General features: G+C 50.0%; 20 protein-coding genes, 1 other RNA gene and 1 pseudogene. 7 read left to right on the top strand and 15 right to left on the bottom strand.

Going from position 1 to position 24991, the window contains the following annotated elements; translation table 11 throughout:
• Positions 1-95: 95 nt before the first annotated feature.
• On the bottom strand, positions 96-305 hold the full coding sequence (locus DK872_RS25455; RefSeq protein ID WP_161518955.1) for an AlpA family transcriptional regulator: 210 nt from the start codon (positions 303-305) through the stop codon (positions 96-98).
• Between the two features lie 325 nt (positions 306-630).
• Here DK872_RS25455 and DK872_RS25450 point away from each other — a divergent pair, with 325 nt between their 5' ends.
• Complete coding sequence (locus DK872_RS25450; RefSeq protein WP_161518954.1) at positions 631-1383, top strand: hypothetical protein; 753 nt, start codon at positions 631-633, stop codon at positions 1381-1383.
• A gap of 60 nt (positions 1384-1443) precedes the next feature.
• On the opposite strand, the pseudogene DK872_RS25445 reads toward DK872_RS25450, so the two are convergent.
• A pseudogene (locus DK872_RS25445) lies at positions 1444-1784 on the bottom strand (transposase); the annotation flags it as partial.
• Between the two features lie 219 nt (positions 1785-2003).
• Between DK872_RS25445 and DK872_RS25440 the strand changes: the two are divergent.
• Genes DK872_RS25440 through DK872_RS25430 form a run of 3 tightly spaced genes read left to right on the top strand, consistent with a single transcriptional unit; the run spans position 2004 to position 7834 of the window.
• Entirely contained in the window at positions 2004-4319 is a 2316-nt protein-coding gene (locus tag DK872_RS25440) for a TerB N-terminal domain-containing protein (RefSeq protein ID WP_161518953.1), read from the top strand.
• 3 nt (positions 4320-4322) lie between these two features.
• The gene (locus DK872_RS25435) at positions 4323-5639 is read left to right on the top strand and encodes an ATP-binding protein (protein WP_161518952.1); all 1317 of its coding nucleotides are present in this window, start codon (positions 4323-4325) and stop codon (positions 5637-5639) included.
• A complete protein-coding gene (locus DK872_RS25430) occupies positions 5636-7834 on the top strand; it encodes a DEAD/DEAH box helicase (protein ID WP_161518951.1) in 2199 nt (732 codons plus the stop codon). Before DK872_RS25435 ends, DK872_RS25430 begins: the two co-directional genes overlap by 4 nt.
• A 184-nt stretch (positions 7835-8018) precedes the next feature.
• Here DK872_RS25430 and DK872_RS25425 read toward each other — a convergent pair whose 3' ends face one another.
• From DK872_RS25425 to smpB, 8 genes are all read right to left on the bottom strand, one after another.
• Positions 8019-8408, bottom strand: coding sequence for a hypothetical protein (locus DK872_RS25425; RefSeq protein ID WP_108701900.1), 390 nt, complete (start codon positions 8406-8408; stop codon positions 8019-8021).
• 369 nt (positions 8409-8777) lie between these two features.
• The gene (locus tag DK872_RS25420) at positions 8778-10163 is read right to left on the bottom strand and encodes a hypothetical protein (RefSeq protein ID WP_161518950.1); all 1386 of its coding nucleotides are present in this window, start codon (positions 10161-10163) and stop codon (positions 8778-8780) included.
• Between the two features lie 4 nt (positions 10164-10167).
• On the bottom strand, positions 10168-10806 hold the full coding sequence (locus DK872_RS25415) for a hypothetical protein (protein WP_237656254.1): 639 nt from the start codon (positions 10804-10806) through the stop codon (positions 10168-10170).
• A 49-nt stretch (positions 10807-10855) separates the two neighbouring features.
• Positions 10856-11512: a trypsin-like serine protease gene (locus DK872_RS25410; protein ID WP_161518949.1), complete on the bottom strand. Its 657-nt coding sequence runs from the start codon at positions 11510-11512 to the stop codon at positions 10856-10858.
• A gap of 283 nt (positions 11513-11795) precedes the next feature.
• Complete coding sequence (locus DK872_RS25405; RefSeq protein WP_161518948.1) at positions 11796-15419, bottom strand: ATP-binding protein; 3624 nt, start codon at positions 15417-15419, stop codon at positions 11796-11798.
• Between the two features lie 155 nt (positions 15420-15574).
• On the bottom strand, positions 15575-16816 hold the full coding sequence (locus DK872_RS25400; protein WP_161518947.1) for an integrase: 1242 nt from the start codon (positions 16814-16816) through the stop codon (positions 15575-15577).
• A 204-nt stretch (positions 16817-17020) separates the two neighbouring features.
• Positions 17021-17383, bottom strand: a transfer-messenger RNA (tmRNA) gene (gene ssrA, locus DK872_RS25395).
• A gap of 201 nt (positions 17384-17584) precedes the next feature.
• Entirely contained in the window at positions 17585-18067 is a 483-nt protein-coding gene (smpB, locus tag DK872_RS25390; protein ID WP_007370697.1) for an SsrA-binding protein SmpB, read from the bottom strand.
• A gap of 158 nt (positions 18068-18225) precedes the next feature.
• Between smpB and DK872_RS25385 the strand changes: the two genes are divergently transcribed.
• Together DK872_RS25385 and DK872_RS25380 are read left to right on the top strand one after the other, a co-directional pair.
• Entirely contained in the window at positions 18226-18663 is a 438-nt protein-coding gene (locus DK872_RS25385) for a type II toxin-antitoxin system RatA family toxin (protein WP_035888475.1), read from the top strand.
• The gene (locus tag DK872_RS25380; RefSeq protein ID WP_007370699.1) at positions 18653-18946 is read left to right on the top strand and encodes an RnfH family protein; all 294 of its coding nucleotides are present in this window, start codon (positions 18653-18655) and stop codon (positions 18944-18946) included. The genes DK872_RS25385 and DK872_RS25380 overlap by 11 nt, the downstream gene beginning before the upstream one ends.
• 60 nt (positions 18947-19006) lie before the next feature.
• Here the strand turns inward: DK872_RS25380 and bamE are convergent, their stop codons facing one another.
• From bamE to nadK, 3 genes are all read right to left on the bottom strand, one after another.
• Positions 19007-19348: an outer membrane protein assembly factor BamE gene (bamE, locus tag DK872_RS25375; protein WP_007370700.1), complete on the bottom strand. Its 342-nt coding sequence runs from the start codon at positions 19346-19348 to the stop codon at positions 19007-19009.
• A gap of 148 nt (positions 19349-19496) precedes the next feature.
• Positions 19497-21158 carry a DNA repair protein RecN gene (recN, locus tag DK872_RS25370; protein WP_161518946.1) on the bottom strand — a complete coding sequence of 554 codons (1662 nt, stop codon included), beginning with the start codon at positions 21156-21158 and terminating at the stop codon, positions 19497-19499.
• An 86-nt stretch (positions 21159-21244) separates the two neighbouring features.
• Positions 21245-22135: an NAD(+) kinase gene (gene nadK, locus DK872_RS25365; RefSeq protein ID WP_035888376.1), complete on the bottom strand. Its 891-nt coding sequence runs from the start codon at positions 22133-22135 to the stop codon at positions 21245-21247.
• Between the two features lie 122 nt (positions 22136-22257).
• Here nadK and grpE point away from each other — a divergent pair, with 122 nt between their 5' ends.
• A complete protein-coding gene (grpE, locus tag DK872_RS25360) occupies positions 22258-22854 on the top strand; it encodes a nucleotide exchange factor GrpE (RefSeq protein ID WP_007370704.1) in 597 nt (198 codons plus the stop codon).
• 41 nt (positions 22855-22895) lie between these two features.
• Here grpE and DK872_RS25355 read toward each other — a convergent pair whose 3' ends face one another.
• Both DK872_RS25355 and DK872_RS25350 read right to left on the bottom strand, forming a co-directional pair.
• Positions 22896-24182, bottom strand: coding sequence for an HlyC/CorC family transporter (locus DK872_RS25355; RefSeq protein WP_035888378.1), 1287 nt, complete (start codon positions 24180-24182; stop codon positions 22896-22898).
• Positions 24183-24200: 18 nt separating this feature from the next.
• Complete coding sequence (locus DK872_RS25350) at positions 24201-24989, bottom strand: inner membrane protein YpjD (RefSeq protein ID WP_007370706.1); 789 nt, start codon at positions 24987-24989, stop codon at positions 24201-24203.
• Positions 24990-24991: the final 2 nt, after the last annotated feature.

Here is a 24991-nt window from a genome sequence, read left to right as displayed (position 1 = left end):
GGAAATATGGTGTAACGAGTGCGTATTTAAACTAGCGCCTTGTTATATAACCTGTGTATCTCCCTTTCATTTTTATACCAACACTATCTGATGGCTTATGATACCCGTTGGCGTTCCAGCAGCCATGCATCCAGCTCTGACTCAAGCCAGCCGACAGACTGCATTCCCAGCCTGCGCTGTTTCGGAAAGGTCGGGTCGTGGCGCGGCGATTTTGGGTTGATCCAGTCGTATATGGTAGAGCGGGCGATGCCCGTTTTGTTAACAACGGCGCGAATACGCAGTATCCTGATGTTTTGTGCAGACATATCCGTTTACTTTACCCCCTGTTCTTTCGATATGGATGTAATTGTATGGCGCCGGAAGAGGCAATGGCACCCGTCTGGTGGCTGTAGTGAAAAAGTCCATTTATAACAATTGGATAGATGATTATAGAGAGCGTTTTTTCGCTTTTTTTATTGATGGCAGATTGTTTTTTTTGCGCAAGTGGTGCTGGTCACGGGTAAGCCCGATGTTGTGATGTTGCAGGCATCTGGTTAAGAGCAGCAATGTTCTTTGTTCCTGGTTTGCATGTTGTGTCAGACAGAGCAATTTGTTTGAGTACAAATTATTCATTCAGTAAAGAGGGACTTTATGGCTGATTTAGAACGGGATTTTTCCCCTGATGAGTTACGCACCGTCTTTCGTAAAAAGAGAAAAGCGTTACGTTTTCATCTTGGGATCAGACAGAAACATATTTTCAGAATATGGAGGAATGAAGATACTGAATTCATTGTAGTGCTACACACCGGAAGGCAAACGAAGGATGAGGATTTAGCACGAATATTTGCTGACAATCACGGAGAGAAAAAATGGCAGCGTTATTTGAAGGCCTTCAGGCCCTCTGAATGGATGGCAAAACGGATCAGGAACGATATGTTCGAGGCTGAACAACACTGGGCGAGGGGAACATCGGCTCTGGAATCGGATCCACAACATGCCGTGCAACTGATGCGGAATGCCATCGCTTTTTTGGAGCGCGGTCTGAAACGCTGTGAATCCGTAGCAGGTAAAATGAACAGAGAGCAACATAAGCTTAATTCTGCTTATGGCGGAAAAGTCAAAGCGACACGTTTTGATGGCATTAAAGAAGAAGTGATAAAACGGCTGGAAGCGCAGCCCGGTGCCTGGGAAACTAAAAGGGAAGCCATCGACGATATTATTAAAGCATTACGGCCCTATATTGGGAAGCATGGATGGCCTTCCGTACAGGATAAAAACGACACACGGGACGCGGCGATGACGGAGGCAAGCCAGAGCAGGTTGCTGGAAGAGTGGTCAATTAAAGACAAGAGAGTGAAAGCGGCGTTCTCGAAGGCGGTACAAAAACGTATCGGGGGGTCGTAAAATCGATAGTCCGGTACGGGGCTTGAGATCGTGTATACGATTCAGTGTAACTGCCTTTTCTCAGAAGTGGCCGTCCAGAAGAGCACTGAGCTTGATAATAAAACGATACGCCATCTTTTCAGCGGCATCGTACATTTTTGTGATGCCGACTGGATAGCCAGCCATACGACTTCTTTCACTTATTCATCTGTTGAGAACATCTTGCGCTTTTTGATGGCACGCCGGATCACGCTGTTCATCGACTCAATGGAATGAGACTTGTAGATGATTTTGCGGATGTCTGCCGGGTAAGCAAAGAACGTCGCAAGATTGGCCCAATTTGCCTGCCAGCTTCGGCTTTTTTATGGGTACCAGCTGTCCCACGTACCGGAGAATTTATCCATGGCCTGTAGTGCCGCCTCTGCCATCACAGGTCACTGCTTTTAATCCTTAAAAATTCACTTCTGGTTAAGTTCATTATTAAATGATTTTTATCATTTAAATCAACTGGTTAATTTTGATTGCGATTTGCTTTTAACCCTAGCAATTTAGAAGTATTATTTTGAGATTATTCCACTTGCCCTGCTTTCTCTCGCCATTCTGTTGGTGTCTGTGAGAAGTCATTTTTAAGGTTTATGCTCATGGAGTTATGGATATTTTTAGCAGCGATTTATGTCATTTATTTTTTGTTTTTCAAAAAGAAAAGGCATAAATCTGCAGGGTCTCCTGTTTCCAGAAGCGTCAAAGCACCACCAAAAGCAGCAGAATGGAGCGCTGACACCAAGAAAAAAGGGACGGTTGTGCAAAAAGATGATAGCGAAGATGACAACTTGGCAACTTTTACACTGAGCAGCGGTCAGGGTGTCGAACTTCGGGTGACAACCAATCATTACCGGAATACCTCAAAGTCAGCAGGCGCATTTGCTCGATGGGTACTTCCGGGTGAGATGATAACTGTAGCTGGTGTAACAATTACCGGTGGTCACATTTATCTGGGGCAACGTATGAAGCCCACTGGACAGGAGCTAAACGGTTATTATGACGATGGAAGTGAGGCATCATTAATTGATGACACGTGTAAAATACAACCCACTTCTTATTTTTACGAAGACAGTTCATTAGGATACTGGCCCAGGTTTTCCTCTCTTTCACCAGAAGCACGCGGTGCGTATGTCAGTTGGCTTGCCAGTGATAGGTCCGACTCATCGTGTCCTATAGGCTATGTCTTTATATATCTCTACGGTCTGGAAAGAAAAGCGCTTGTAGATTCCGCTGACCAAAATTTCCCTGATGCTGAATTCTGTAACCTGTTCAATGAAGTCGGTCGGTTAAGGTCGGTATTCAGCGAGAACCGTTCCTTCCGTGGATATTCGACACAATTACTCGAAGCCATGTCTATTCTGCGCCCGGACATGGATTTGGCCACAGATCTCGATAGTGCATCAGGTTTCAGTAATGGCATGCAATTTAAGCTGGCTTTGGCTAAAACTGTACATGAGGGAATGCCTGTATCAGCCGAACTGGCGTTGGCTTGGGTAATAAACCATACCGAATACGCGCTGCGTACCCCCTCTCGCCGATGTGCCAAAGAATTTGCTGCGCTTTTCAAACGGCGTTATACCCTCAAATATGGTGAAGGGATGGTCGTTAAGGCGAATAAAACACGTCTGCGGTTAGATTACACACCTGCAAGCCCCAGTTTGCGAGGCATTCGTCTTCCTGTTCCTGACTTGCCTGACCCAAGTGCATTGAAGGGCCCGGTTCAGAAAATTATTGCCCTTGCCGATATATGTACAGATGAACTTGATGCATATAGTCGCTACCTTGGTAGGAAAGGCACCTCAGTAAATGATACTGCTGCAATTATGTTGCTGCCTTCAGAGATCGTTAATGAAAGTGCAGAAAAAATATTAAGCTCATTCAAACGCTGGGCTGATGAGGCGATCCTCAATAAGGAGGGGGTAGTCTCAGTTGCTGATTTTTGGGCCCATATGAATGCCAGCTGTCCAGCGAAGATTAATAAAAAAGAGGCCGACTTGATGCAGGCCTTTGCACAGAAAATGGGTTACTGCCTGGCACCTGATCCGTATTACCACCATGTGAAGGCAGACGTCGATGGCGCTCTTGTTCTGTTCCCTGCCGGTGAAGATGGACGCTTCTCACCTTCTCCTGAATTTATCTCAGCAGTAATGACGCTCAGATTAGGGGCGATGGTCGCCTTGATTGATAATTCTCTTGATCAAGCCGAACAGAAAGTGCTTGAGAATGCTATCAACAACAATACTGGCTTCACTGATGATGAAAAGCGCTCTCTACACGCATATTTAACGTGGCAGTTACATACCCCAGCCAATATGACGGGAATGAAAAGCAGGATTGAGTTGATGGGGGCTGCGGAAAAATCAGCAGTGGGTAAAGTTATTGTTAGTGTTGCCTGCTCGGATGGCACAATAGCGCCTGCCGAAATCAAACAGCTTGAGAAGATTTATTCAAGCCTGGGTCTGGATCCATTATCTGTATCAAGCAATATCCATCAGCATTCCGCAACTGAACATGATCTCGTTTCGTCTGTACCAACTGAGCAGCCAACGGCAGGGTTCAGACTGGATGCTAATGTACTTGCCCACCACGAATCTGCCACGGATGATGTTCGTAAATTACTGAACACGATTTTCACCGAAGAAGAACCGGAAGAACCAGAAAGCGCTCCAGCCTCATTAACGGAGGAGGGAGGCCTTGACCCCGCACATAGCCAGCTTTATCGCAGTTTGCTGGAGAAAGAACAGTGGTCCCGAAAAGAGGCGACAGAGCTGTGCGGAAATTTGAATTTGATGCTCGGCGGTGCGCTTGAGGTGATCAATGACTGGTCCTATGCGGTGGTTGATGCTCCGGTGTTGGACGATGCCGATGATGATATCTGGGTTGATCTGGAAATTGCCAAAGAATTAGAGGGATAGTGAATGTCTGTAACACGTATAAGAGTGAAAGAACGCGACGCTATTATTCAGTCACTTAAATCAGGTGTAACGCCAAGGATAGGCATTCAGCATATCCAGGTTGGCCGCGTGAATGAGATAACCGCTCTCCATCAGGATATTGAGAGGATTGCTGACGGTGGCGCAAGCTTCAGACTTATCATCGGTGAGTATGGTTCAGGTAAAACGTTCTTTCTGAGTGTTGTGCGCTCTATTGCGCTGGAGAAGAAACTGGTGTCAGTCAGTGCTGACCTTTCTCCTGACAGACGAATTCATTCATCGGGAGGTCAGGCTCGTAATCTCTACTCAGAGCTTATGAAAAACATGTCCACCAGAAACAAACCGGATGGTAATGCGTTACTTAGCGTGGTTGAAAGGTTCGTTACTGAGGCACGAAAGGAAGCTGATATGGATGGCTCCCAGGTTTCGTCAGTTATTCATAAACGCCTGGCTGCTCTGTCAGATATGGTGGGCGGATATGACTTTGCGAAGGTCATTGATGCATTCTGGCGCGGGCACGAGCAGGATAACGAAACGCTAAAATCCAATGCCATTCGCTGGTTGCGGGGAGAGTACACCACCAAAACTGATGCCCGTAACGATCTCGACGTTCGGACTATTATCTCAGACGCTTCATTCTATGATTCTTTGAAGCTGATGAGCCTTTTTATCCGCCAGGCAGGCTATGCCGGTCTTTTGGTCAGCCTCGACGAAATGGTGAACCTCTTTAAACTGAATAATACGCAAGCAAGAACCGCGAACTACGAACAAATTTTACGGATACTGAACGACTGCCTGCAAGGCTCAGCCGAGAACATTGGTTTTATCCTCGGGGGTACGCCAGAATTTCTTTTCGATCCGCGTAAAGGTCTTTACAGCTATGAGGCGCTCCAATCGCGTCTGGCAGAAAATCGGTTCGCGCAGAAAGCAGGAGTGATTGACTACTCGTCTCCCACTTTGCATCTTGCCAGCCTCACTCCTGAGGAACTGTATATTTTACTGAAAAATCTTCGCCATGTTTATGCAGGCGGAGAGCCAGAGAATTATCTGGTACCAGATGATGCACTGACTGGATTTCTGCATCACTGTAGTAAAACTATTGGAGACGCTTACTTCCGTACCCCCCGTAATACCATAAAAGGTTTCCTGGATATGTTGGCCGTGCTGGAACAAAACAGAACGATGAACTGGCAAGCACTAATAGAGGGTGTGGCGATTGAAGAGGACAGACCCAGCGATATGGATGATGCCATTGTGGAGGAAAGCGATGACGACGACGGCCTGGCGAACTTTAAGCTATGAGCAGTGCCTACGATAGTCTCGATCCCCGCGTCCGTAAGTGGGTTTACAAGCAGGGTTGGTCTACATTAAGGCCCTTGCAGGAGAGTGCTATCCCGGCAATTTTAGCCCGTGATCGAGACGTGCTAATTAGTGCAGGTACAGCAGCGGGTAAAACAGAGGCTTTCTTTCTTCCTGCCTGTTCGGCGGTTGCAGATCTCACTAATGGATTTGGTATCGTCTATATCAGCCCGTTGAAGGCATTGATTAACGATCAGCACCGTCGTCTTGAGAGCCTTGGAGATGCATTGGAAATGCCAGTGACTCCCTGGCACGGGGATGTACCACAAAGCAAAAAAAAGAAGGTACGGGCGAACCCGGCTGGCATTTTACTTATTACACCTGAGTCACTTGAGTCTTTGCTCATAAACTCAATGGGCTGGCTCAAACAGGCGTTTTCTTCAGCTGCATACATTGTTATTGATGAGTTTCACGCTTTTATTGGCTCAGAGCGTGGCGTACAGCTGCTTTCTCTGCTCAATAGAATTGACCATGTGCTAGGACGCCAGGTAAATCCAATTCCCCGCGTAGCGTTGAGTGCCACTCTGGGGGAACTGGAGAAAGTGCCCGAACTGTTGCGCCCGGACAAACGACTACCCTGCGTAACTGTTACAGATAGTAATAGCACGGCCACTATTCAGGTACAGGTCAAAGGTTATCTGGAACGAGTGCTCCCAAAAGGAGAAGAACTTCAGAGTTCAGCTGAAAATGACGTCTGCGCTGACATTTTTAGACTTTGCCGTGGTGATTCCCATTTGGTCTTTGCAAACAGTCGAAAGCGTACTGAAAGTATTGCGGCAACGCTGAGCGACATGTGTGAAGAACATATTGTTCCCAATGAATTCTTTCCCCACCATGGTTCCCTTGCTAGGGAATTACGTGAGGCGCTTGAAACTCGTCTTCAGAAAGGAAATTTGCCCACCACAGCTATTTGTACAATGACGCTTGAGTTGGGTATTGATATCGGTAAGGTTAAATCGGTTATACAAGTTACGCCTCCACATTCGGTTTCCAGTTTGCGTCAGCGTATGGGGCGTTCTGGGCGACGCGACTCCCCATCAGTGCTGAGAATGCTAATTACAGAAAATGAGCTTACCGCGACTAGCAGCATCGTTGACTACCTACGGCTGCAGTTGGTCCAGTCGATGGCAATGATCAGACTGATGATCTCTAGACAATGGTTTGAACCAGCTGATGCTCGACAGATGCATTACTCCACGCTGCTACACCAGATTCTTGCTATTACCGCACAATGGGGCGGAGTTCGTGCTGATCAGCTCTGGTCACAACTATGCCAGACAGGGCCGTTTAGAAATGTAGATTTAAGCGATTTCAAAAGCCTGCTTAAGCATATGGGAACATGTGGCCTGCTCACTCAACTTGCTAGCGGCGAAATGGTTGTTGGGGCAGAGGGGGAAAAACTGACTAACCATTACACATTTTATGCCGTGTTCAATACACCAGAAGAATTCCGCATTGTCACAGGAAACAGAACCCTTGGGACAGTGCCTGTGGACTCACCACTGCTACCAGACCAACACATAATCTTCGGTGGGCGGCGCTGGAAAGTTACAGAGATCGATACAGAGAAAAAAGTTATCTATGTAGAGGCAACCAAAGGCGGTCAGCCACCACAATTTAGTGGGGGAGGAATGTCTGTTCATGATGCCGTTCGTCAGGAGATGCTCGCTATCTATAGGGAAAATGATTACCGCATAGCGATAGGTAGCAAGAGAGTAGATTATGCCGACGCTACCGCCAGAGGACTCTTTGCAGAAGGCTGTAGTAACTTCCAACGTTATAACCTGCAAAATGAGTACTTTATTACGAGTGGGCAACACTGTTACGTAATCCCCTGGATGGGGGATAAAGTTGTGAATACGATTACAGCCTTGCTCATACGTTGTGGCTTTAAAGCCAATTCATTTGCTGGTGTTATAGAGATCGACAATTCAAGTGTAGCCACCGTTCAACACGCGCTGAAAGAAATGCTGTTGTCAGGCTTACCATCTGTATTTGATCTTGCCAACGATGTTCCAGAAAAGTACCTGGATAAATATGACGAGTATTTACCAGAGTCCCTGCTTGCGAAAGGGTATGGGGAAAAAGCGTATGATATTGAAGGTACTTGTATTTGGTTGAATCAGTACCTTCAGTAAATTAGCTACGTAATAAGGGCAATCTGCTCTCCCGTAGATCGGGGCCGATTGATGTTAGCAATGTTCTCACTTGGCACGGATCGGACCAACCAGCTGGTTGAACTCACAGCGAAAAGCGGAAGTTTGCAACTCCAACAACATGACTAACATTGAGGTGTCTTAATCAATCGAGAGCAGATCTGAGTTACTTTAGTTGCTTCAATGGATAAGAGTTAGTGGTATTGGAACCGTCACTGTAGAGCTCGGTAATAATAATTTTTTTACCATCAATAGCATATTTGACCGTACTATCTGCAGGATCATCCCGCCAGCGACCGGTGCTGTCAGGATTGTCAGATGCCCACATAACTTGATCACCTATAAGTTTGCACTTGATTGCCCAACGGGTGCCATCGTTCTGTCGGATATAATGTACGTAGGCAATGCCTGATTCGACTTTATCCAACTGCATGATCTTATGGTCACGGCCAAACATCGCAGCAGAAGCAGCCTTGCAAACCTGACCTACCGTGACTTCAGAAGCCTGTACCGGCACAGTAAACATCAGTGGAACAAGAAGTAAGAGTTTCTTCATACGGATCAATCCATTTTGTTTATTTTCAGGAATAACGCTAAATGTATATTTCGGCAGCCTAAAGCGTTTCTTGACGCTAATTTAGCTTTGCGATGACAGGACTGCTTAACTTAGTCCCTAGCGTAATCTCAAACTCTGCCTGACTATCAGATTTGCTCTGACCTGCTCCCCGTTGAACAACACAGATTGTTCCACACCTGGACACAGAAGGAGTTCATGCTCGGCAAGGTCTGTAGTGAGCGAGGAGCTGACATCTGCCACCTCAAAAAGACCGCAAATATTCAAAAATTTAATGGTTGATTTTGCTGGGATACTTCTCTCATTAATGAAGGGCACATAGAGATTTATATGGCGAGCCTCTTTCTGGCACTAGACTGGCAAGTTTCTCGCCCTAGTAGTCAATGCTTCAATTTCGTTTATGCTGTTCTGAAGCCTTTCCAGTTCAGTCTTCTCAATGCCGTCCCATAGCTTCAAATGACGCTGATATAAGGACCACTTAAGTGAGTGAAAACCATTCCAGGCTAACCCCATCCAGGACGCGTAATTGGCATTAAGAATATTGCCGGTGATATACATTTTACCTGCATTAACAGCACTGGAAGTTCCGTAACCCAAGGCAAGCATCATCCTGAAGCGTGGATTTAGCCGCATTGGCATGGTATCCATTAAGGTCTCTCCAAAAGCTCCTTTACCCAGCGATACCTGTTTCGCTACATAGAAAACCCGCATCAAAATTTCCATTATGGTCATCGGAATACTCGTCACGATAAACTGACGGAAGTCATACCCGTTGACGTACATGTACTCGATTTGTTTTCCAAAATTAGAACTCCCTACAGGGATGCCTTCAAGCATACGAAGTAGCCCCATAAAGGGGGCCGGTAGACCCATGCCACGGTTTCCGTTTGCGGAGGGGGCATTTACATCCGATGCAAGGTGTCCAAACATTCTGGCAATGAGTCTGAAAATATTGGTTTCGTCCGTTACGCCTTTCTTAGAGGGATAAACCACTATTTGACCATCCTGAACCACCGTACACGTCCCGTTCAGCATATCCTTTATGCCGAAAATAATGCCCAGTATGGGATCATGCGACAAAGCACGTAAGCGATGATTTATTGGCGACAAAACGCTACCGCTTGCGTCCACTAAATCACTGGTAACCGAACTGTCTGGTGCCCCTATTCGGAACATGTCGGATAGTTTTTTACTGACATCCTCCGGTAATATGGCATTAAAGGCTTTCTGCACCTGTTTATTGAAAATACCATCAACTTCTGCTGTATAGCTCACGGTAGGCTTTGGCGGGGCTCTGACGCATAGTAAATCCAGCATGGATGCTATGATCCCGCAACTGCAGGCAATAGCATAATCCCAGGCGTCAAGCGCGTAGCGGTCATTAAACTCTTTAATGTGATTCTGGATCCGGGCATCTACAACAGCCAGATCATCTGTGGCAAGTATGTTGGCCAGACCGATGTCACCTGAGACACGCTGAGAAGCTTCGCTATGGATAGTCTGCAAGGTAGTAGAATGTATGGCGGCATCAGAGGGGGTCATTTCTCGCAAATGAAGCTCTTTGAGCGCCTTATGCTCAGATTCATCAAGTTCAGAACCGCTAATGAGCCCAGACAGTTGCACCTTAAGGCTCTCTATATCACTGTTTATTGTTTCGTGAACGCTCGAGATGTCCTGGCCACGAAGCTGAATATAGCGGATGGCCCTGAGTTCATCATCATATTGAGACTGACTCATGCATTTACCTCACCGCGACTAGGCTACCTTTGGGGGCTTTTTTAGAAAGCATATCGATCGTCGCCTTGATGCCAGCAATTTCTGCCTTAAAATACTCAGCGTTCGACATTAATCTTTCCTGAACATCGTAGAGCTTTTGAATGGCCTGACTCAGTGCGGCTGTTAGTTTCGCATTTTTTCTGTGTTTGAATACCGCGTACCCGCCAATTCCTAAGATTGCTACAGGCGCGGCCAGAACCCCGATTCCTGCCACCATGCCACCGCCGACGATAGAGCCTGCGGTCGCAAGTCCGGAGGTTATACCTGCTGCTGAAACGCCCGTTGTTCCAAGAGTATAAAGAGCACCAAAGGAAGCCGCAGCGCCGACGCCTGAACCCGCTAATGCTGCAACGCCCTCAGTAATCCCCGGGAACTTATTTTCAAGCGCCTGAAGAGCACCCTTTACTTCATTCATTGCCTTCTGGCGAATTTTTTCGAGCTCTTCAGATTCAGTAGCGTCCACAATAGGCCTCACATTTAAAAATTGCTGTGTATTTGGTGAAAAATGCACCATAAAAGTGATGCAGGAATCATGACTTACTATTGGCGTACTTTCCAGTTCACGATTGTGAGTTCTAATGAGTTTTGTTGATAGTGAATGCATACGCCTTCAAGTGTTTACCCGAAAAAAACTACTTCGAAAACAGACAGTGCTAAAAATCAGCAGATGATTGAACAGACAGGGTTGGACATGAATGTTCTTTTTTGCCAAACATTTCACCAATCAGGCTACCGATTACATAATACTCGTCCCCGTCGGATATGATATAGGGTCCACCTGAGCATCCTTGCCTGTTGTTATGTGAAATTACAAAGCGAGATGTGTAATGCTGGCCACGGTGATTTTCACAATCTTCGGTAAAAATACTTTGAATTTTGCCAAAGACTGTTGAAAGTACAGTCTGATCCAGTGGATATCCCACACCGAATGTATGCATATTCTCTTTGGGATTACGCGCTTTAAAATACTGGGATACAGGCTGTTTGATATCAGCTGGTAACTTCATCTCAGCACTATCTACAAACGGATAATTGTCTTTAAAGTTGTTACTGTCATTACAGTTATTAAGAATGAAATCGACAGGAACGGGCACAGTATTCACTGGTCCGAGATGATTATGGAATATGACATAAAGTTTTTGGGTATTGCTACTGGGGTACTCCTTTCCAAGAGCATCAGTAACAACATGGGCTGCGGTGAGGACTTTTAGCTGTCCCTTATCATTGAAACCAAATGCAGTTGCTTCGAGATTTTTACTAAAGCTAGGATCTTTACTCACATAGATTTTGCAGACGTAGTTTTCAAGCATTTTGCTTCCTTATCAAGATTCAGATACCCAACAAGTCATACGGCTGAAGATGTTAATACAACGAAATCCAGTGACAAAAATTTCTGGATTTACCTCACACAGATTGTGGTTTGTCTGTTCTGCTTGGCGCTGTAAGTATCCCTGCAAAACTAATCATCAACCTTTAGAGAGTCTCTGGCAACCCCAACTTCCGCTTTTGGCACACAGCTGTCGGCCCGTTACGGAGATAAGTTGAAGATTAGTCGCGATGCACCCTCAACAGCGAGGGTCGCCTCGGAGATTGTTAGGTTGATTGCGCCAATTGCCGCTGCAAGACCTGCAGGCTAGTTCCCGCCCCTGCCCATGCTGCAGCAGAGCCGATCACATATAGGTTTTGCTTGGCGCGTGAGACGGCTACATTGATTATGTTTGGCGGGCTTGCCGCCCACTGACGCGCCCTTTGTTGGCTAGCTTTCGGTGCACCCAGCAACAGGATGACCGTGTCCGCCTCTCGACCCTGGAACGTGTGGATCGTGCCTATACGATCGCGGCTCCACTCATCTAATTTTACGCCGAACGCCCGCAGCAGATCAGTCTCAATGTCGAGACGCCGACGCATGTTCTGCTCCACGATCTTGAATGGTGTGATGATAAAGACGTCCGGATTTGTAATGCCCGATGCAGCCAAATCTTTGAGCAACTGCACAACCGTGTCGCCCTCGTCAGGGCACCACTTTGTCTCGGCATCGCCATTGACGTCGATCCAGCGAGATCGCCTCAACACCGAGCCGATAGGTCCAGGCCTTTTGGGCCCGACAGCATGGACCATCTGCCCGGCATAGGCGATGGAGTTAGAGACATCGAACATTGGGTTCTGACAGCGCCTGTGAACGAGGAGTGGTAGCCCGACTTCTCGATCACCTACGTCCATGACGAAGGTGGATTTGAAGCGCGATGCCTGATCAGCAAGGGTCTGCGTAGATGCTGCGGGAGCAGACCATTCGATTTGGTCAATGTCGAAGAACTTGCAGATTTCGGCATTCAGCTTTTCAGGAAGTGAAACCACAGGTGGGATTTGCAACGGATCGCCTACCACGATGGAGCGCTTTGCCCGCATGATAGCTCCAACTGCTGCCTGAGGAACGGCCTGGCCCGCTTCATCGACCAGAAGCCAGCCAATACTCTCTGGTGGCAGATCCCCGAACATCGTCCGAACAGAGGCGAACGTCGTGGACACAGTCGGCACAACCATGAAAAGGCTCGACCAAAGATCGGGGAGAAGTTCACGGTGAGCGGGGGATTTGAAGGCACCAGCCACCATGCCCGACATCAATAGCCCAAGATTGTGTTGCAAGCGGCTGGCCGAAGCATCGATGAACGTTTTATGCACAGTCAGGGCAGCGGCGAAAAGATCCTCCCGCAGGCGATGAACCTCATCGGGAAGCCATGGCGCAGTCAGGTGGATAGCCTCGTGCTCGCGCTCGAAGAATCTCTCATCAACGACCCTGTCTCCCATGCGGTTTCGTGCCTGTGCCTCGGTTGCCTTCAATTTCGAGACAGCCTGACATTTGCTGGAAATTTCCTGGTCGAGTTGTTGCAACTGGGACTGAGCATTGCTCCACTCAGTCCTTGCAATCTCCAGGGCATCGTCCGTATCCTTCGCCCGTAAGACTGATTGCTGCAAGGTTGCCGAGAGCTTCTGCAGTGTCGATCTCCACGATTTCCAGCTCGCAGTCCCGAACAAGCGGGAGAAGAACCCAGGACGGCCAGCAAGATGGCTATCGAGCAAGGTCTTGTCCTGCTCGATCTGCGACTTTGCCTTCTCATGCTCCCGATGGCAGGATTCAGCAATCTGGTGTGCCTGTTCGACGGCTTCAGTCAGACTCGGACGACGCTGTTCCACCCTTTGAAGTTCGGTGGTCGCTCCCTTGAGCTCCTGTATATCCCGTCGCATCTCTTCGATGCTGGCGATTTCGGCGTCTACCGTCTCCTTGAGTTTAAGGAATGCGGTTCGCGCTTTCCGCCAGGCCGCAGCAGCGTCCGCTTCGTTGGTGCTGGGCCGCTCATTGACGACCACGCTGGGTATCACGCGATCAATGATTGCGCCAGTTCGTTCGTCCTTGATCTCACGGATAACGTTTATGCCGCGAGCTGCTTTCAGGTAGGTAAGGAAACCGCCGTCCTCATTCCACCAGAAACCTTGCTGGAACGCGCCTCGGTTGCTGCTCTTACCGAGTGCAGCGGCGATCAATCCCCAGGTTTCGATAGGATCGGAGAGGGTGTCTCCCTCGGCTTCGAAATAGCCAGCGCGTTTAGGGTTCGCGATCAGGTCGCTGATGGACCGGAAGTAGGCGATCTGTTCATGGCGACCATTGGCTTCCTTGAGGGGAAGTTCTTTGCTGACGTTTTCGACCGCTTTATTATTGGAGGACGCTACGACGATCTCATGGCCCTTCAAGGATGCATGTAACCTGTAGAAGTGCAGGAAGGCATTGGAGCCGAATGCCAGCTTCTCGCCTGTTGTGGAAAAGGCATCCTGAGGCTTGTCGAAGCCGGACATCGCCGTAGCCCGATCGAGAATGCAACCAACGACGATATCCCGCAGAAGAGTGGTCTTTCCGGTACCCGGTGGCCCATTGACGCCGATGATACCTGGAGCATCATTCAGCTCAGAACGCGCCGCATTCACGGCTGCCTGTTGAAGCAGCACCAATGGATGGCCGCCTTTCGAAGGCCAACGAGCCTGCGGCATGAGCGACGGTGCGACGAACGGCTCAACTGCGGAAATGGGCGATAGCAGGTCGATTTTCTGGTCAGGCCTGCCAATTCCCATGTAGCGGCGCAAACCGGTTCCAGCTTTGCCCGTCTCAAGCAATTTGGTCGCTTCACCGAGATCTTCTAGATAGAAGGAATTCAGTAACGAAGGTTCAGGCGGCGCCTTTGCCTTGAAATGATGAAACACATTAATCGCGAATGTGGGTGGCTCAACCAAATGCTCGGGTACACCGAACTGAGATACAAGCCATTTGTAAGCGTTAAGAACGACATCCAAATCGATCGGTATGGGTTCTCCATCCTCGTTGTGGCGGCGAACCATTCGATCCAGATGCTCGATAATGCGCGGCTCAACATTAGGCCAATTCCCTAAGCTCCCAAGCTTCAGATCGAGAGCCGGCTTGAGTGCCCAGGCAAAACTGGAAACGGCGATGCCTTTGTCCTCAAGCACATAACCTTCCTTGTCGATCAGGATCGAGCCGATGGCCGCTTTCTTGCCGTCCGGGCGTGAACGCTCCTCATCCTCGCCAAAAACCTTGACCAGTTCGTCCGTCGCCTTGTCGAGAGCGATAGCGCCGAGGACAACCTCGAAATAAAGCTTATGGTTGGGCTTGCTACGGGCATTTGGTCCCCACGGAACGCCTCGCTCCAATAGAGCAATCCTGGAGCGGTCGCCGGTTGCCATATCTTCTGGGCGCTTATAGCCTTGAGGCGACAGCGCCTCGAGGGCTGTCCATGCTGCCAGTATCGCGCGCGTATCATTCGCCTTACCTGATGGAGAGAAAGACGGGAGCGGACCCAGGTCGATTTTGTCGTTGCCGAATGGCTGTCGCATGGCAGAGTCTGGGCTAGTCTTCGGTTGCAGTTGCAATACCGCTGCAGGCGCATCGCGGGGCACAACCTGGAAAGATTGCGTGGACGGTGAATCGGGATGACGCGCTGATGGACTGGAACCTGACATGGAGACCACGCTGTGACCGCTAAGTGCGATTAGGGCTTGCTCGATTTTAGTGGTCAACGCTCGTGCCTTGGCCGTATTGCGGAAGGATAGCTCGTTTAACAGCCGTTCAAGTTCACTAGCATTGTTGCGCGACCGCTCGAAGATTACTTCCAGATCGAAGATCGATTTTTGTGCATACAGCCTTGTCGTCATTTATTTTTGCTGCTCCATATCCCATCAGTTGAGTGATTTTATGCTAATTAGCTTGACTCCAAAAACTGTTAACTTCTGCTCTTGGCACTTATGGGGCTGAAATTTAAAGCCTCATTCAGCGCAGTACTAAAGTAGGAACTGTCATTAGTTATCCGTCACACCGCTAAACGCATTCCTTTCATACCTCCCTCAATCATACTTCCGCGATCAGCAGCCATAACGAAGTCAGCCCACCATTGCATCATTGGGCGACGTTGCTCAAGATAATCACTGCGATTGTAAGCGCGACGTACTTCATTTTTGTCCACATGGGCCAGCGCGGCTTCAATAACATCAGGTGGGAAGCCTTGTTCATTAAGGGCTGTACTGGCGATAGATCGCAGACCGTGTGAAACGAGCACTCCACCAAAACCTGCACGTTTTAGTGATGCGTTAACGGTTTGGCTATTCATGGGCTGGTTGGGCTTGATACGGCTAGTGAATATAAATTCTCGATTTCCACTTAACGGTTTCATCATCTCCAGTATCGCAATTGCTTCATCTGACAATGGAACAGTATGGTCGCGGTTCATTTTCATGCGTGCAGCAGGAATCTTCCACTCTCGCGCTTCTATGTCTACCTCTTCCCAGCGAGCTTCAGCCGCTTCGGCAGGGCGGGTAATAGTAAGAAGTTGCCACATGAAAAGGCAGCGTGTGGAAAGGCTAATGCTGGCTGTTCGCATTGTCTGCATCAGTTGAGGTAGCTGATCCGGTCGAATGCTGGGCATGTTCTTTTTCTGAGGCTTCTCGAAGGCTTTACCGATATTAACGCTGGGAACAGCATCAATCAGCCCTGTGTTTTGGGCATAGATCATGACCTCATTAATGCGTTGGCACAGGCGACGAACGGTTTCCAGTGCTCCTCTGGCCTGAACCGGTTGGACGGCCTGAACCAGTGTGTGAGCTTTAATATCTGTAACGCTAACGTCGCCAATTGCAGGAAAGACATCTCTTTCAAGAGAGCGCCAGATATCGGCGGCATAGTCCTCGGTTACGCTGGTTTTCTTCACATTCCACCATCGTTCAGCTACGAGTTGGAAAGTATTGGTTTTAGCTTCCAGCGAACTGCGAAGTTGTTCTTGCTGATGTTCCTGAGGGTCGATTTGTTTCGCCAGAAGAGAACGAGACTCTGCGCGATAGTTTCTGGCATCGGCAAGAGTAACTGACGGGTAGGGGCCTATGCTCTTCTTCGCACGCTTCTTGGTGACAGGGCGAATGTAGCGAAACTGCCAGATTTTACTCCCGCTGGATTTGATCAGTAGCTCAAGGCCATCGCCATCATAGAGAACGTAGTCCGCTTCCTTGGGTTTAGCAGATTCGATTTCTTTAACGGATAGAGGTTTGGTTTGTCTTGCCATTGCCGGGTTTCCATAGTTTTAGGCACCTCAAAAACAATAAAGCTTTATGAGGTGCCTAACAAGGTGCCTAAAAGGTTCGGATTTAATTAGTTGGCATCAGACTTCGCGGGACAAATCGAAGGTACAAAAAAGCCCGCAGGGCTTGCGCCGTGCGGGCTTTCAGGACTTCATCGGATGACTCTGGTAATCACCGATGGAGAATTTTGGTGGAGCTGGCGGGAGTTGAACCCGCGTCCGAAATTCCTACATCCTCGGTACTACATGCTTAGTCCAGTCTTTACATTCGCTTGCCAGCTGCGGACGGACACGCCACTAACAAACTAGCCTGATTAGATTTAACGCTTCAACCCCAGGCAGGGCATCCACGCGATCTCTTTTGGGTTTGACCTCTCTTGATCCCCGTCCTAAGAGCGGAGGCTAGGGAGAGAGGGCTCTCAGCAGGTTATTAAGCTGCTAAAGCGTAGTTTTCGTCGTTTGCGACTATTTTTTGCGGCTTTTTACGAGGCCAACCGCCCCTCGGCATGCACCTTGGGTTTCGCAAATCCCGTCGAATCCAGAATCAGCCCCAAAAGTGTTCGCTGAGTATAACAGATTTATGACGCAGCATACCAGTCCATATCGCGGCAAACGGCCTGATAATGCGAGTTGAGGATATTCTGAGCGGCATTTGTTCTATCGAAGCGTTATTCGAGGAAAAAATTTAGTGGGATAAACAAGAGAAGCCGGAAAGCCGTGTTGCCCTCTCCCGGTGTGAGAGGGCTGTGCGGGTTAGCGCCCGGCGTTTTTCATGATGCGGGCTTTATCCAGCTGCCATTCGCGCTCTTTCAGATCGGAGCGTTTATCGTGCTGTTTTTTACCCTTCGCTACGCCAATTTTCACTTTGCACCAGGCGTTTTTCCAGTACAGCGACAGCGCGACGACGGTGTAGCCTTCACGATTGATGCGGCCGTAGAGGGAATCCAGTTCGCGCTGATTCAGCAGTAACTTACGGGTACGTGTGGGGTCGCACACATAGTGGCTGGAGGCAACGGTTAATGGCGTAAAGTTTGCGCCAAACAGAAACGCCTCGCCGTCTTTCAGAATAACGTAGCTGTCGCCAATGTTAGCTTTACCTGCGCGTAAGGATTTTACTTCCCAGCCTTGCAGTGACAGCCCGGCCTCAAATTCTTCTTCGATAAAGTATTCATGGCGGGCGCGCTTATTCAGCGCAATGGTGGCTGAACCTGGTTTATGTGCTTTTTTCTTCGTCATAATGTCGTGAAGCCATCCGGTAATCTGATATCTGAAACTGACCTCATTGCGTCCTGTGAGGTTTAACGCGTTATCTTAGCATGAGTTCCGGCTTAGCGTTTTCCTTTCATCCGACGGAAATGGTATTATTTGACGATTGTGTGAACGCGGAAAACCTTATGCCTCAGATTAGCCGTACTGCGCTGGTGCCTTACAGCGCGGAACAGATGTATCAGTTAGTGAACGATGTGAAATCTTATCCTAAGTTTTTGCCTGGCTGCACCGGCAGCCGGGTGCTGGAAGCCGGGCCGACGCAGATGACGGCGGCGGTCGATGTTTCCAAAGCCGGGATCAGCAAAACGTTTACCACGCGCAATACGCTGGCTGCTAACCAAAGCATTTTGATGCATCTGGTCGATGGACCTTTTAAATCATTGATGGGCGGCTGGAAATTTACGCCGCTCAGTGCCGATGCCTGTCGCATTGAGTTTCAGCTTGATTTTGAATTTACCAATAAGCTGATTGAGCTGGCCTTTGGTCGCATCTTTAAAGAGCTGGCGGCCAATATGGTGCAGGCGTTTACTCTTCGCGCGAAAGAGGTTTACCGTGTCGGGTAAAATTGCCGTCGAAGTGGCTTATGCACTGCCGGAAAAGCAGTATCTGCAACGGGTGACGCTGGAAGAGGGCGCGACCGTTGAGCAGGCGATTCGCCAGTCAGGCCTGCTGGAGTTGCGCAGCGATATCGATCTGAAGGTCAATAAAGTGGGCATCTACAGCCGTCCGGCAAAACTGCATGATGTGGTACATGAGGGAGACCGCGTGGAGATTTACCGTCCACTGATTGCCGATCCGAAAGAGCTGCGTCGCCAGCGGGCAGAAAAAGCGGCGAACAAGCCGTAATGCGCTATTAGCGGAAACAAAAAAGGTGCTCACTGAGCACCTTTTTGCGTTTCTGCGATCTTAGCTTTTGGTCAGAGCAGGTTTGTTATCCATATTGGTTAACACACCATTGCTGTTGAAGGTCAGCGTCAGGGTCTGCTGTGTGACATCTTCGTGGCCCGGCTGCTGGCGGAACACATAGAACCAGGTGTTGGTGCCAAATGGGTCTTTCATCATTGGCGTACCCAGTGCATAAGCAACCTGCTGTTGCGTCATACCTACGCGGATTTTGGAAACATCGTTTGGTGTCAGGTAGTTCCCCTGATTGATATCAGGGCGGTAAACCACGCGTTCTAAGGTAGAGCAACCAGCGGTCAACATCAGGAGAACCGCTGCGGCAGCAGTCAGCATTTTACAGCGCATAGTGATTTGATTCCTTTTCGGGCCCGAACAATACGTGGCTCATATGTAATATGCCGATGATAATAGACCTTTAGCCAGTTTAAAACCTCTGCGGGCTGGTCTGTTGTCGATTTTATCGAGAACTCAGACCGTCATATTACCGAAAAGTTTACGCAGCCAGCAGCTCTTTGGCGTTTGCCAGCGCATTGCGCGTCACCTCGCTGCCGCCGAGCAGGCGGGCCAGCTCCTGCAGACGGGCGCGTTTATCCAGCGGTTGCATATGTGTTTCGGTCATCGCGCCGTCGGTCTCTTTGCTGACAAAAAAGTGATGATGACCACAACCGGCAACCTGCGGCAGGTGCGTAACGCACATTACCTGAGTCGATTCGCCCAGTTGACGCAGCAGCTTGCCGACCACGGCCGCCGTTGGCCCGCTGATACCGACATCCACTTCATCGAAGATCAGCGCCGGGGTTTCCATCTTCCGCGCGGTTATCACCTGAATCGCCAGTGCAATGCGTGACAGCTCGCCGCCGGAGGCAACTTTAGCGATCGGTTGCAGCGGCTGCCCGGGGTTAGTGGTGACGCGAAATTCAATACGATCTGCGCCTTCTGCCGTCAGCGAGCGATCGTCAAAATCGACATCAATGACAAACACGCCATGCGGCATGGAAAGTGCGTGCATGCTCTCGGTGATCAGTTCGCTCAGTTCCTGAGCATATTTCACACGTTGGGTATGCAGTGCCTGCGCGCTGGACAGCGCCAGTTGGTGGTGCTGCGTTACCGCCAGCGCCAGCGTCTCCTGGGAGTCGGCCTGATCGTCCAGTAACTGCTGTTCATCGAGTAGAGACTGGTGGAACTGCGGCAGTTCTTCCGGGGCGATATGGTGCTTACGCGCCAGCGAGATCTGCCGGGAGATGCGCTGTTCCAGTTCGTACAGACGATTGGGATCGAGATCTAAGCGGTCGCAGTAATGGCGCAGCTCATCGCTGGCTTCACTGATTTGAATAGCCGCTTCTTCCAGTATATCCAGCACGCCGGAAAGGCGCGAATCCATACCTGCCAGCTCCGTTAAAAGCTGGCGGGCGGTATAGAGTTGGCTTTGCAGGTTGACCTCTTCGCCATCGGCCAGCACGTTCAGCGCGTGCTGGCTGGTGGAAAGCAGCTGGCCGCTGTTGGCGAGACGTTTGTATTCTTCGTCGATCTGCTCAAATTCACCCGGTTGCGGGTGGAATTCATTCAGTTCTTTCAGTTGGTAGTGCAGTAGTTCGGCACGGGCGGCGCGTTCCTGGCTTTGCTGCTGATGCTGAGCCAGTTCGCGGCAGCTCTGGTGCCAGGTGCGGTAATGTTCAGCCATTTGCTGAGTGAGCGCATACTCACCGGCATAGCCATCGAGCAGGCTCTTCTGGTGTTCTGATTTGGTTAACAGCTGGTGCGCGTGCTGACCATGGATCTGTATGAGTAGTTGGCCAAGTTCGCGGAGTTGAGAAAGCGGTACCGCCGTTCCGTTGATAAAACCACGGGAGCGCCCGTCGCTGCTGATGACGCGGCGAAGTAAACACTCACGTCCATCTTCCAGTTGATTCTCTTCCAGCCAGCGCTGCGCAGCGGGTGTGTCTTTCAGTGCAAAGCGGGCACACAGGTCGGCGCGCGGAGCACCTGCGCGCACCATGTCGGCTTCAGCACGACCGCCGAGGCACAGCCCAAGCGCGTCAATGGCAATGGATTTACCCGCCCCGGTTTCGCCGGTAATAGCCGTCATCCCGCTGTGAAAATCGATCTCAAGCTCACGAACGATAGCAAAATTACTGATGGTCAGTTGTGCCAACATGGTTGCTTTCCTGTATGAAAAACCATAACTGTGTTTTCATACAGTATAAACTGGTTTTATATACAGTAAAGTCCTGACGGTGAATTTCAGAACAATTTTTTCGACCAGCCAAGTTTTGAGCTTAATGTATTGAAATAACTGTAATCTTTAGGGTGAACCAGATTCAGGTAATAGTCGCTGCGGCGGATCAGCACATCTTCGCCATCCTGGATCGGCAGCGCAATTTGGCTGTCACAACTGATCTCCAGGTCGCTGCGACGGTTGGAAAAGCGCAAGCGAATGGTACTGCTGCTGTTAATCACCAGCGGACGGGCCGACAAGGTATGCGGGAACATGGGCACCAGCGTAATTGCATCCAGCGACGGCGTCAGAATTGGCCCGCCGGCAGAGAGTGAATAAGCGGTCGATCCAGTGGGTGTGGAGATGATCAGCCCATCGGAACGCTGAGAGAACGCGAAGATTTCATCGATATATACTTCGAATTCAATCATATGGGCAACTTTTCCCGGGTGTAGCACCACTTCGTTGATAGCGGTGCTGATCCGTTTTTGGCACTCTGGCAGGGAACTCTGCTGGCAGACCTGTACTTCCAGCAAGAAGCGTTTTTCGGCGATATAATGCCCTTCCAGTACATCGGCCAACTGCTGTTGGGCGTTGTCTGGATCGAGATCGGTAAGAAAACCGAGATTACCGCGGTTGATGCCGATCACCTGAATATCATAGCGCGCCAGCGTACGCGCCGCGCCCAGCATATTGCCGTCACCGCCGACCACCACAGCCAGGTCGGCCTGCTGACCAATGTCCGCCAGTGTGCCGGTCCTCACATTCGTGAGCTGCAATTCCTGGGCAATCTGTTGTTCGACAATGACGTCATAACCTTTTTCGTGAAGCCAGCGGTAGAGCATTTCATGTGTGGTCAGCGCGGTAGGGTGCCGTGGATGCCCGACAATACCAATACACTTGAAATGGAGGGTCATGTTCTGGTGGTCCTTGTGGCGAATGAATGATGACAATCTGTCACGTTCCCTTGAATCCCGGAAACTGATCCCCATAATAAGCCAGGTTAGCGAGATGAATGCAAAAAAACGCGGAGAAATTCATGAGTAGTAAAGAACAGAAAACGCCTGACGGGCAAGCCCCGGAAGAAATTATCATGGAACAGCACGACGAAGTTGAGGCAGTTGTTGAGTCTGACGATTCTGCTGAGCAGGTGGATCCGCGCGATGAGAAAATTGCGAACCTTGAAGCGCAGTTAACCGAAGCGCAAAATCGCGAGCGTGAAACTGTTCTGCGCATGAAAGCGGAAATGGAAAACCTGCGTCGCCGCACCGAACAGGACGTTGAAAAAGCGCATAAGTTCGCGCTGGAAAAATTCATCAACGAACTGCTGCCGGTAGTGGATAGCCTGGATCGCGCGCTCGAAGTCGCAGACAGGAACAACGCCGAAATGGCGCCGATGGTTGAAGGTATCGAACTGACGCTGAAATCGATGCTGGATGTAGTGAAGAAATTCGGCGTTGAAGTGGTTGCTGATACCGATGTTCCGCTGGATCCGAACGTCCATCAGGCGATTGCGATGGTGGAATCCGACGAGATCGCCGCTGGCAACGTGCTGGGCGTGATGCAGAAAGGGTATACCTTAAACGGTCGTACTATTCGCGCGGCCATGGTTACCGTCGCCAAAGCTAAGGGTTAATCCCGTCTGAAACCCTCTCCGCCCGGAGAGGGTTTTTCATTTTATTCGGCCACGCTTTCGCGCAGCGTTTTCACCGGGATCACTTTTACCTGCTTAATCATGTTGTCCTGCACATCGAGAATATCGATGTCGTACTGCTCAATGCGTACGCGCGTGCCAACGGCCGGGATCTCTTCCAGCTCTTCCAGCAGCATGCCGTTAATGGTGCGGGCTTCATCTTCCGGCAAGTGCCAGTTAAAGGCTTTATTCAGTTCGCGCACGCTGGCGCTGCCATCGATTATCACCGAGCCGTCGTTTTGCGGCGTGGCTTCGTCGGCCAGCGCAGGCGACATAGAGGTGGTGAAATCGCCGACAATCTCTTCAAGAATATCTTCTACCGTCACCAGCCCCTGAATATCGCCATACTCATCGACCACCAGCCCGACTTTCTTTTTATTGCGCTGGAATTTCACCAGCTGAACGCTGAGCGGCGTCCCTTCAGGCACATAGTAGATTTCATCGGCAGCGCGCAGCATCACCTCTTTGGTGAACTCGTTCTTTTCGGTCATCAGGCGATAGGCTTCGCGCACGCGCAACATGCTGATGGCGTCATCCAGCGAATCGCGGTACAGCACAATGCGCCCGTGCGGCGAGTGAGTGAGCTGGCGAACAATCGCTTTCCAGTCATCGTTAATATCGATCCCGACAATTTCGTTGCGCGGCACCATGATGTCATCAACGCTCACCTTTTCCAGATCGAGAATCGACAGCAGCATGTCCTGGTTACGGCGCGAGATTTGTGAGCGCGATTCGTTAACAATAGTGCGTAATTCATCTTTGCTGAGCGCACCGCTGACCACCACATCGGCTTTGATGCCAACCATGCGCATCAGCACGCGGGTGACGCCGTTAAGCAGCCACACCAGCGGCAGCATAATCACCTGCAATGGCGCCAGCAGAAAGCTGCTGGGAAAGGCGACTTTTTCCGGGTAGAGCGCGGCAATGGTTTTCGGCAATACTTCGGCGAACACCAGCACCACAAATGTTAGCACGCCGGTGGCAATCGCTACACCTGCGTTACCGTACAGGCGCATCCCGACGATAGTACCTATCGCCGAGGCAAGAATATTGACGAGGTTGTTGCCGATCAGCACCAGGCTAATCAGGCGATCGGGCTTGCGCAGCAGCTTTTCGACGCGCCTGGCCGCGCGGTTACCCTGCTTGGCCAGGTGACGCAGGCGATAGCGGTTCAGCGTCATCATCCCGGTTTCAGAACCGGAGAAATAGGCTGAGACCACGACCATGATAATCAGGGTAATGATCAGCGTCGTGGTAGAGATGTGTTCCAGGGGGAACTCCTTTTGGCGTTAACTCACAAACTGTTGCAGGATACGGCTGCCAAAGTAGGCCAGCGTTAAAATACCCGCGCCCGCAACGTTGAACCAGACAACCCGGCGACCGCGCCAGCCTTCATGGTAATGGCCCCACAGCAGGACGATATAGACAAACCAGGCAATAATAGAGAGCACGGCTTTGTCGATATTTTCCATGCTAAACAGGTTCTTCATATAGAACAGGCCGGTACAGAGCGTCAGCGTCAGCAGTACTACGCCGACCTGGGTGATGTGGAACATCTTGCGCTCAATGACCATTAATGGCGGCATTTCGCTACTGAAAGCCAGCCGTTTGTTCTTCAACTGATAGTCGATCCAGGCCAGTTGCAGGGCATACATCGCTGCAATAATCAGTGTGGCATAAGAGAAGAGCGACAGGCCGATATGCACCAGCATGCCGGGCGTCGCTTCCAGGTGAGTGATGTACTCATTCGGCACGAAAATCGCGAAGGCGAGGTTGATCAGCGCGAAGGTATATACAATCGGCAGCAGCAGCCAGCCGCGGTTTTTCGAGGCGACAATGGTCATCACCGTACAGATCATCAGACTGACCAGCGAACCGACATTCAGCAAGCTGAGGTTTTGCCCGCCGTCGTCCGGAAACAGCCGTTCTTTCAGCCCGAAACCGTGAAAAATAAGCGCGATCACCGCCGAAAGAATAGCCATTTTCCGCCAGCCGCTGTTTTTCTGCAGCAAACCGGGGATGATCAGCGCGATACTGATTGAGTAGGCAACAAGAGCGATCAGAGCAAAAACGGGCATAG

The organism is Kosakonia sp. MH5, assembly GCF_009935945.1.
Taxonomy (GTDB): domain Bacteria; phylum Pseudomonadota; class Gammaproteobacteria; order Enterobacterales; family Enterobacteriaceae; genus Kosakonia; species Kosakonia radicincitans.
The sequence above is the reverse complement of the archived record's forward strand: the minus strand, read 5'-3'. Positions and strand labels throughout refer to the sequence as shown.